Source organism: Micromonospora sp. NPDC051296 (genome assembly GCF_040682255.1).
Classification (GTDB): Bacteria; Actinomycetota; Actinomycetes; order Mycobacteriales; family Micromonosporaceae; genus Micromonospora; species Micromonospora craterilacus.
In genome coordinates this window covers 1-9035 of sequence record NZ_JBFBAO010000295.1, presented here as the reverse complement: position 1 = coordinate 9035, position 9035 = coordinate 1, and the positions used below count along the sequence as shown (strand labels likewise).

The following is a 9035-nucleotide window of genomic DNA, read 5'->3' as shown; positions in this document are numbered from 1 at the left end:
GGTTGCGGCCGCCGGTGCGTTCGGCGTGCCGTCGTGCCGCGGCCAGCAGTGACCGGGTACGCGGCGTGACGAACGGGTACGCGTAGATCTGCCCGTGCGGGTGGTGCAGGGTCACCCCGATCTCCACGCCCCGGTTCTCGAAGCAGAACACCTGCTCGACCCCGGCCAGCCCGCCGAGCGCGGTCGTCCGGTCGGCCAGCGCGTCGAGCACGGTGCGTACCCGGCGCGGCGGCAGGCCGGCGAACGAGGCGTGGTGGTCGTCGGTGAAGCAGACCACCTCGCAGCGCCCCTGCCCGGGCCGGGCCGCCGTGAACGGGGTGATCTCGGCCGGTTCCTCGACCACTCGCCCGCTCAGCGCCGGAAACCGGTTCTCGAAGACGGCGACGGCGTACTCCGGGGCGGGGATCTCGCTGAGCCGGTCACCGGTCGAGGGGCACAGCGGGCACTGGTCGGCCGGTGGCAGGAAGGTGCGGGTCTGCCGGTGCACGGCGAGCGCCACCCACTCGTCGGTGAGCGGGTCGTAGCGCAGCTGGGAGGCGGGTGGGGGAGGGGGCAGCTCGCGCCGGTCCGGCTGGTCCCGGACGGCGTCGTCCCGCTCGTCGAAGTAGACCAGCTCGCGGCCGTCGGCCAGGGTGATCGCCGTACGCTTCATCGGCGCGCCCGCTCGCCGGTTCCGGTCACCACGACCAACTCGCCGACCCGGTCGGTGAGCAGCCGCCGGGCCTCCGGCGGCAGCCGGTCGTCGGTGATCAGCAGGTGGGCGTCGGCCAGCGGGGCGATCGAGGAGATGCCGACCGTTCCCCACTTGCTGTGGTCGGCGAGCACCACCAGCCGGTCCGCCGCCGCCACCAGGGCGCGGTTCGTCTCGGCCTCCAGGAGGTTCGGGGTGGTGAAGCCGGCCCGGTCCGTGACCCCGTGCACGCCGAGGAAGAGCAGGTCCAGGTGCAGGGACCGGACGGCCCCGACGGCCAGCGGCCCGACCAGCGCGTCCGAGGGAGTACGCACCCCACCGGTGAGCACCACTGTCTGGTCGTCACGGCCCTGGCCGTGCAGGATCTCGGCCACCGGCAGCGAGTTGGTCACCACGGTCAGGGCCGGCACGTCGACCAGCCGTCGGGCCAGTTCGGCGGTGGTGGTGCCGGCGGACAGCGCGATCGCCGCGCCCGGGCGGACCAGTTGCGCGGCCCGGGCCGCGATGGCCGCCTTCTCGGCCTGCTGGCGTACCGACTTGGCCTGGAAGCCCGGCTCGTCGGTCGAGCCGGCGGCGGTGGCACCGCCGTGCACCTTCGCCAGCAGGCCCCGCTCGTGCAGCAGGTCCAGGTCGCGACGGATGGTCATGTCGGAGACACCGAACTCGGTGGCCAGCTCGCCGACGCGTACCCCGCCGGTCGCCCGGACCCGGTCGAGGATCGCCGCCTGGCGCTGTTGCGCGAGCATCCGCCATCCCCTCCAGCGGCTCACGTGAACGAACATCTTCAAACAGAGTCAAACACTAGCGCGATGGGGTGACCTACGGAAGGGACCACGATCCCCGTGATCAGAGCGACGGATGGCGCGGCTCCACCCAGCCGGTCTCGGTCAGGTGGTGCAGGACCGACTGGACTGCCTCGTCCACGCTGAGATCCGTGGTGTCGAGCACCAGATCGGCATCGGTCGGCTCCTCGTACGGGTCGTCGATGCCGGTCATCCCGGTGAGCACGCCGGCCCGAGCCCGCGCGTACAGGCCCTTGCGGTCACGTCGCTCGCAGACCTCCAACGGGGTGGCGACGTGCACCAGCACGAAACCCGCTCCCGCCGCCACAGCCATCTCCCGGGCGGTCGCCCGGGCCTGGGCGTACGGGGCGATCGGGCAGCAGATGCCGATGCCCCGGTGCCGGGCGATCTCGGCGGCCACCCAGCCGATCCGGCGCACGTTGACATCCCGGTCGGCCTTGCTGAAGCCCAGCCCCGCGGTCAGTTCGCGGCGCACCACGTCGCCGTCGAGCAGGGTGATCGTGCGCTCACCCTCCTCACGCAGGGCGTCGGCGAGGCCACGGGCGATGGTCGACTTGCCGGAACCGGAGAGACCGGTGAGGAATACCACCAGGCCCCGGTGCCGCCGTGGCGGTCGGGCCCGGGCCAGTTCCTTCGCCACCGCGGGCGGCGTGTGCCACTCGGGCAGCGGGAACCCCCGGTCCAGCAGGTCCTCGATCTCGGCCTGGGTCAGGGCCAGTCGCCGGTTGCGTGGCGGGATGTCCTCGCGCCAGCGCCACTGACCGTCCCGGTTGTCGTACGCCAGCTCGCGGGGCACCAGCACCCGCAGCCCGGCGCCGGAGAGCATCTCGCCGGTGGAGAGCAGGTGGGTCACGCCGTACGCGGCGGAGACCCGGGCCCGCAGCAGGGCGTCGCTGATCTCGTCCCGCCGTCGGGCCAGCGGCACGGCGACCAGGGTCGCCGGCGGCATCCGGTCGCGTGCCGCGAAGACGCCGCGCACCAGCGCCTCGGGCGGCAGCCCCCCGGTGCCGTCCTCGCCCACCGGAATCATGATCAGAAGATGCGCGCCGAGGGTGCGCACGGCGTGCGCGATCTGGGCCAGCTGCGGCCGGTGCAACGGTCGGTCCGCGATCACCCCGAGCACCCGGCCCGGTGGCAGCAGCGCGCGGATCTCCTCGGGTGTGCGGCGCAACCGCTGGAACGGCCCGTGCCCACCGTCGCCGAGCCGGCGGACGCTGCCCCCGACACCGGTCACCCCGTCGCGCACCGGCCACGCGTCGGTCACCTCCAGCGCCGCCACCGGCGCTCCCTCGCCGTCGGTGAGCACGAGCGTCCGGCGGTTCGGGTCGGTGAGGTCGAACTCCCGGACCAGCGCGGCGGGCACCTGGAGGGTCACCGCCACCGGCCACGACGCGCCGTCGACCAGCCGGCCACGGCGGCTGACGGAGACCAGGTCGGCCCGGGTCATGAAGCCGGTCAGCGGTGTGTACGCGCCGGTCAGCAGCAGCTCCAGATCCGCGAGCTCGCCGGGACGCGGCGTGTACGCCGGTGCGTCCCGAAGCACCTCGTCGGGCAGCACCCACCCGTTGCTCATCAGACCCCCAACTCCGGCGACGGCACACAGTTTTGCAGCCGGCCGCCAATCGGTCGAGAGCGCCACTCCTCCTGCCGCCCGGGCGCCGGGGCAGCCCACCCGTTGCGGCCTCGGCCGTGGTGCGGCCCGGCTCAGCCGGCCCGGTCCAGCGGTGCCGCGCCGAACGAGACCGCGAACCGCTTGCACCAGATGGAGATGCTGGTCAGGGCGTCCAGGTCGACGCCGGCCGGGATGTCGTACCCCTGGTCGCCGCGGTTGCCCTTGAGCCGGCCCAGCTCGATCCAGTGGCCGTCGTCGAACACGTGCCAGCCGTCGCTGCCCTCCAGCACCGGTTGGTCGGTGAGCCAGACCCGTAGGTCCGGGCCGTTGGAGGTGGACAGCCCGACCAGCTCCAGCCGGTGCCGCCCGTCGTCGGTACGCACGATCCGAGCGCTACCCGATGTCTCGTACTCATGGCTGACGAATTCGCCGGAGCTGACCACCGTCGCCACCGTGCTCAACGGCTCGGCCACCTCGGTGTCGGTGACCAGCTTCCAGGGCTGGAACCAGTACAGGCCGAACACCGATCCGGCGGCCAGCACCGCGATCGCGATCCACGTCAACGGGGTGCGGAGCAGGCGAGAGATCATCCGTCGAGTGTGCCGGTGCCACCGGAACCGGTCAGTCCCGGTCGGCGTTACGAAATCCTTACCGCCCGCCGGCCGGTCACCCCCAGCCGGCGCTGGACCGCCCGCTTCAGGCGTCGCCACCGGCCGGGCTTCTTCGCCGGCGGCTTCTTCCGCTTGTCGACCACGGTCGGGTCGGCGCCGTCGACGGCACAGGAGACCGCCAGCGGCAGCTTCGCGTCCAGGCTCCACCCGGAGCCGCTGACCCGGGCCTTCAGGCTCCAGTCGCCCTGGGTACGGCCGGCGTTGAGGGTGCGGAAGTCGGCGGTCGCGGTGCCCCGGTAGACCAGGTGCAGCTCACCCGTTGGGTCCGGTACGCGGTCCACCTCGAAGCGCACCGGGAGGAGGAACTCGGCGTTGTCCGCGGCGCGCCGGGCGACCACGTCCAGCCTCGCCCGGCTTAGCTCGGCGGTGCAGTCGAGCAGCTCGGCGGGGATCTCCTCGACGGGCACGACCAACCGGTCACGCCCGCCGGAGTGGGTGTACGAGACGGGCTGGTCGCCATTGCGGAGCTGACCGGTGAGGGTGACGGACAACGTCGAGCCGGTCACCTCGTACTCCTTGAGGCGGGCGCGGGCCCGGACGCCCGCCTCCCACTCGGCCAGGCGGAGCAGGTCCGCGACCCGACCCTGCGCGGCCAGACCGGCGATGGTCCGCTGCACCGACGGCAGCCCGGCGGCGACTCCGGGCGCGAACCGTTCCTGGATGGTCTTCTGGATCTCGGTCACGACCTGGTCGACCCAGTCCGGCGGAGCGTTCCGCAGCCGGGTGCCACGCAGCCGCTTGGTCATCTCGGTGCGGAGCCACCGCCGGTGCAGCTTGTCGCGCAGCGGGCCCGGCTCGGTGTGCGCGTCGACGATGTCGAGCACCTCGCGCAGGCTGTTGAAATACGCCGCCGGCTCCATCCGGGTGGCAGTCAGGTTGCCACCGTCCGGCCGCTTCCGGTGGTGATAGCAGGTGTAGTCCGACAGCACGCAGGTGCGGCGGGAGAGGAGGTACGCGCGGACGACCAGGTGGTGGTCCTCCAGCCGCTTGCGGCCCTCCTCCGGGAACCGTAGGTCGTGCTCCAGCAGGAACGTCCGGCGGAACATCTTGTGGCAGGTGAGGCTGTCGATCAGCGGGGCATTGTCCAGCGTGGCATCGGGGCGGTTGACCCGGAACAGTCCCCCGGGCACGGACCGGCCGTGCCCGGCCATCTTGCCGATGACGATGTCGGCGTCGTGCTCCCTGGCGTACGCGTACAACCGCGCCAGGGCCTCGTCGGCGAGCCAGTCGTCGTCGTCCGCGAACTGGACGTACTCGCCGCGGGCCCGCTGCACCCCCACGTTGCGGGGGCGGGACGGCCAGCCGGAGTTCTCGATGTGCAGCACGTGGATGTGCGGGTGGGCGGCGGCCAACTCGTCCAGCCGGGCCGGCGTGGAGTCGGTCGAGCCGTCGTCGACGAAGATCACCTCGAACTCGGCGGCCGGCATCGACTGGCGGAGCAGCGAATCGATGAGCTTTTCGAGGTGCTCGCCCGGGTTGTACGCCGGAACCACCACGCTCACCTTCGGAACGCCAGTCGTCATGACCCTCCCCATAACCCGTTGTGCCGTCGATTCAACGCAAGGTGACATCAGTATGTATCAGATGCCGCGAGCGTCAGGGTGCCGTGTCCGGCGTGGCGTTCCGTGGCGCGCCGGCTACCGGACGTCACCGTGGGGCGGTTTCCCTAGGGGAAGCGAACCCGCCAGGATCAGGGGAAACAGGGGTCGTTCCGGAGCCCGCGAGGTTGCTGGTCGGCCCTAGGCTGTCGGCGTGACACTGATCGCAACCGAGTCGTTGACGAAGGTCTACGGCGGGGGCGTCACCGCGCTGGCCGATCTGACGGTCGCGGTAGAGCCGGGGATTGTCGGCCTGGTCGGCGCCAACGGCGCCGGCAAGTCGACCCTGATTAAGCTCCTGCTCGGACTGCTAACCCCCACCAGTGGCCGGATCCGGGTGCTCGGGCTCGACCCGAGCGCCGACGCGGCGGCGGTGCGTGCCCGGGTCGGCTACATGCCGGAGCACGACTGCCTTCCGCCCGACCTGTCCGCCGCCGAACTGGTCACCCATCTCGGGCGGATGAGCGGCCTGCCGCGCACGGTCGCCCGGGAACGGGCCTCCGAAGCGCTGCGCCATGTGGGGCTGCACGAGGAGCGCCACCGTCCGGTGGGGGGCTACTCCACCGGCATGAAGCAGCGGGTCAAGCTCGCTCAGGCGCTCGTGCACGACCCCGACCTGCTGCTGCTCGACGAACCCACCAACGGCCTCGACCCGGCCGGCCGGGACGCGATGCTCGCCCTGGTGCACCGGATCGGCACCGAGTTCGGCATCTCCGTACTGGTCTGCTCGCACCTGCTCGGCGAGGTCGAGCGGATCTGCGACACGCTGGTCGCCATCGAGGGCGGGCGGCTGCTGCGGGCCGACCACATCGCCGCGATGACCTCGGCCACCGACGTGCTCGCCGTCGAGGTCAGCGAGGGCACCGAGGCGCTGGCGGCCCGGCTGGCCGCGCTCGACCTGCCGGTGGGCCGCGAGGGGCGGCTGTTGCTCGTCCCGCTCGCCGACCAGGCCACGTACGACCTGATCCTCGGCGCGGTGGCCGACCTGGACCTGCCGTTGCACCGGCTGGACCAGCGCCGGCACCGGGTGGCCGAACTCTTCGCCCGAAGGGAGAGCAGCCATGCCTGAGCCGACGGGCGTCATCCACGACATCGGCTACCAGCGCTACACCGGTCCCCGGCTCGGCCGCCGCCATGTCTTCGGCGCGCTGTACCTGCACGGGGTGCGGACCACCTTCGGGCTGGGCCGCAGCGCCAAAGCCAAGATCTTCCCCTGGCTGGTGGTCGGCATCGTCCTCACGGTGGCCGCCGCGGTGACCGCGATCCGCACCCAGATCGGCGAAGCGATCATGACGTACGCCCAGTTCGCCGACTCGATGAGCTGGCTGGTCATCTTCTTCGTCGCGGTGGCCGCGCCCGAGCTGGTCTCCCGTGACCTGCGCAGCGGTGTGCTCCCGCTGTACTTCTCCCGGCCGCTGCCTCGCGCCGACTACCCGCTGGCCAAGCTGCTCGCGCTGGTCACCGCGCTCTGGCTGCTGCTCGGCGCGCCGCAGCTGGTGATGTTCCTCGGCGCCGCGTTCACCGCCGACGGGATGCGTGGAGTCTGGGACGAGCTGCTGGATCTGCTGCCCGGGCTGCTCTACGCCGGGCTGTGGGCGGTGGTCTTCGCCTCGGTCGGCCTGCTGATCGCCTCGCTGACCGGCAAGCGGGCCTTCGCCGCCGGCGGGATCGTCGCGGTCTTCCTGATGACCACGCCGATCGTCGGCATCCTGTCGGTCCTGCCGTCGCAGACGGCGAACCAACTGGCCGGGCTCGCCTCGCCGTCCACCCTGGTGCAGGGGGTCGGCATCTGGACGCTGAGCGACCTGCTGATCACCGACCCGGATGCCGAGCTCCCCGACCTCGGCTCGTTCGGCCCGGTGTACGCGCTGGCCGCCGTCGCGCTCGTGGCCGCCTGTGTCGCCCTACTGCTGGCCCGCTACCGGAAGGTGGCCGCACGATGACCGCGCTCGACTCTGCCGCCCCGACGGCCACCACCACCAGCACCCTCGACCTCGCCGGGGTCTCCCGCTGGTACGGCAACGTGGTCGCGGTCAACGACGTGAGCATGACCCTGGGGCCCGGGGTGACCGGGCTGCTCGGCCCGAACGGCGCGGGCAAGACCACGCTGCTGCACATGATGGCCGGCTTCCTCGCCCCCTCGCGGGGCGCGGTCACCCTGGACGGCCGGCCCACCTGGCGCAACCCGGACGTCTACCGGCGGCTCGGGCTGGTCAGCGAGCGGGAGGCGGTGCACACCTTCCTCACCGCGTACGAGTTCGTGCTGGCCACCGCGAAGCTGCACAAGCTGCCGGACCCGCAGGCGGCGGCCCGCCGGGCGGTGGCCCTGGTCGAGCTGGAGGGCGCGCAGGACCGCCGGATCGGCACGTACTCCAAGGGGATGCGGCAGCGGGCCCGGGTCGCGGCGGCGCTGGTGCACGACCCGCAGGTGCTGCTGCTCGACGAGCCGTTCAACGGCATGGACCCGCGCCAGCGGCTGCACATGATGGAGCTGCTGCACTCCCTCGGCGACGCGGGCCGCACCATCCTGTTCAGCTCGCACATCCTGGAGGAGGTCGAGCAGGTCTCCGGCACCGTGCAGGTGATGGTCGCCGGGCGGCTCGCCGCCTCCGGTGATTTCCGGACCATCCGCCGGCTGATGACCAACCGGCCGCACGTCTTCGCCATCCGCTCCACCGACGACCGGGCGCTGGCCGTGGCCCTGATGGCCGAGCCGTCGGTGACCGGGGTCGAGCTGGGCCGCGACGGGCTGACCGTGCGGGCCGGCGACTACGGCGCCTTCACCCGGATGCTGCCGAAGGTGGCCCTGGCCCGCGGCGTACGGGTACGGCAGTTGGTGCCCGAGGACGAATCCCTGGAGAGCGTCTTCTCCTACCTGGTGGAGGCCTGATGTCCACTGTCTCCTGGATCACCGCGCGCGGCCTGTTCGGGCGTCGCCGGTTCCTGTTGCTGCTGCCGCTGCCGGTACTGCTGGTGGCGCTGGCCGTGATCTCCCGCCAGATGGGGGTGTCACCCAGCGACTGGGGCCCGCCGGTGCTGATCGGCCTCGGGCTGGCGGTGGTGCTGCCGGTGGTCGCACTGATCGTCGGCACCGGCGTGCTCGGCGCCGAGATCGACGACGGCACGGTGGCGCACGTGCTCACCACCCCGCTGCCGCGCTGGCAGATCGTGCTGCCGAAGCTGGCGGTGGCGGCCGGGGTCACCGCGGTCACCGTCGCGGTGCCGATGTTCGCCGCCGGGCTGCTGGCCGATTCGGTACGCCTGGGCCTGGCGCTCGCCGCCGCCTCGTCGGCCGGGGCGCTGGCGTACTCGGCGCTGTTCGTGGCGGTCAGCCTGCTCACCCGGCGGCCGGTGCTGCTCGGCCTGGTCTACGTGCTGATCTGGGAGGGGCTGCTGGGCAACGTGATCACCGGCACCCGGGTGCTCTCCATCCAGCACTACGTGATCGCCCTGGCCGACCGGATCGCCCCGACCGACCTGCTCGAAACGACGGTCTCCGTACCGCTGGCGGTGGTGATGACCGCGCTGGTCAGCGTCAGCTTCACCGTGCTCGCGGTCGACCGCCTCCGCTCCTTCTCGATGGCCGGCCTGGACCACCCGCTGGTGGTGCAGTTGCACGCCGCGTCCACCATCGCCGAGGGCCGGGTGCCGTGGGGTCTC

At 72.3% G+C, this 9035-nt stretch carries 7 protein-coding genes and 2 pseudogenes; 4 read left to right on the top strand and 5 right to left on the bottom strand.

Annotation, left to right across the window (positions count from 1 at the left end):
* The 5 genes and pseudogenes from AB0M52_RS25430 to AB0M52_RS25410 form a co-directional block, all read right to left on the bottom strand.
* Positions 1–652, bottom strand: a pseudogene (locus AB0M52_RS25430) (galactose-1-phosphate uridylyltransferase); the annotation flags it as partial.
* Positions 649–1437: a DeoR/GlpR family DNA-binding transcription regulator gene (locus AB0M52_RS25425; RefSeq protein ID WP_363958426.1), complete on the bottom strand. Its 789-nt coding sequence runs from the start codon at positions 1435–1437 to the stop codon at positions 649–651. The gene AB0M52_RS25425 and the pseudogene AB0M52_RS25430, both read right to left, overlap by 4 nt.
* 100 nt (positions 1438–1537) lie before the next feature.
* The gene (gene cysC / locus AB0M52_RS25420) at positions 1538–3067 is read right to left on the bottom strand and encodes an adenylyl-sulfate kinase (RefSeq protein WP_363958423.1); all 1530 of its coding nucleotides are present in this window, start codon (positions 3065–3067) and stop codon (positions 1538–1540) included.
* Positions 3068–3198: 131 nt separating this feature from the next.
* Positions 3199–3696 (bottom strand): DM13 domain-containing protein, encoded by a 498-nt coding sequence (locus AB0M52_RS25415; RefSeq protein WP_363958420.1) that lies wholly within the window; start codon positions 3694–3696, stop codon positions 3199–3201.
* Positions 3697–3743: 47 nt separating this feature from the next.
* Positions 3744–5300 (bottom strand): glycosyltransferase family 2 protein, encoded by a 1557-nt coding sequence (locus tag AB0M52_RS25410; protein WP_363958417.1) that lies wholly within the window; start codon positions 5298–5300, stop codon positions 3744–3746.
* Positions 5301–5529: 229 nt separating this feature from the next.
* Here AB0M52_RS25410 and AB0M52_RS25405 point away from each other — a divergent pair, with 229 nt between their 5' ends.
* The 4 genes and pseudogenes from AB0M52_RS25405 to AB0M52_RS25390 form a co-directional block, all read left to right on the top strand.
* Positions 5530–6444: an ABC transporter ATP-binding protein gene (locus AB0M52_RS25405; protein ID WP_363958415.1), complete on the top strand. Its 915-nt coding sequence runs from the start codon at positions 5530–5532 to the stop codon at positions 6442–6444.
* Positions 6437–7318, top strand: coding sequence for an ABC transporter permease (locus tag AB0M52_RS25400; RefSeq protein ID WP_363958412.1), 882 nt, complete (start codon positions 6437–6439; stop codon positions 7316–7318). Before AB0M52_RS25405 ends, AB0M52_RS25400 begins: the two co-directional genes overlap by 8 nt.
* Complete coding sequence (locus AB0M52_RS25395) at positions 7315–8265, top strand: ABC transporter ATP-binding protein (RefSeq protein ID WP_363958409.1); 951 nt, start codon at positions 7315–7317, stop codon at positions 8263–8265. The genes AB0M52_RS25400 and AB0M52_RS25395 overlap by 4 nt, the downstream gene beginning before the upstream one ends.
* Positions 8265–8963 (top strand): annotated as a pseudogene (locus AB0M52_RS25390) (ABC transporter permease subunit); the annotation flags it as partial. The gene AB0M52_RS25395 and the pseudogene AB0M52_RS25390, both read left to right, overlap by 1 nt.
* Positions 8964–9035 lie beyond the last annotated feature (72 nt).

Excerpts from the sequence above, each read along its gene's own strand:
- AB0M52_RS25425 (WP_363958426.1), bottom strand. The coding sequence starts at position 1,437 with ATGCTCGCGCAACAGCGCCAGGCGGCGATCCTCGACCGGGTCCGGGCG.
- cysC (WP_363958423.1), bottom strand. The coding sequence starts at position 3,067 with ATGAGCAACGGGTGGGTGCTGCCCGACGAGGTGCTTCGGGACGCACCG.
- AB0M52_RS25415 (WP_363958420.1), bottom strand. The coding sequence starts at position 3,696 with ATGATCTCTCGCCTGCTCCGCACCCCGTTGACGTGGATCGCGATCGCG.
- AB0M52_RS25410 (WP_363958417.1), bottom strand. The coding sequence starts at position 5,300 with ATGACGACTGGCGTTCCGAAGGTGAGCGTGGTGGTTCCGGCGTACAAC.
- AB0M52_RS25400 (WP_363958412.1), top strand. The coding sequence starts at position 6,437 with ATGCCTGAGCCGACGGGCGTCATCCACGACATCGGCTACCAGCGCTAC.
- AB0M52_RS25395 (WP_363958409.1), top strand. The coding sequence starts at position 7,315 with ATGACCGCGCTCGACTCTGCCGCCCCGACGGCCACCACCACCAGCACC.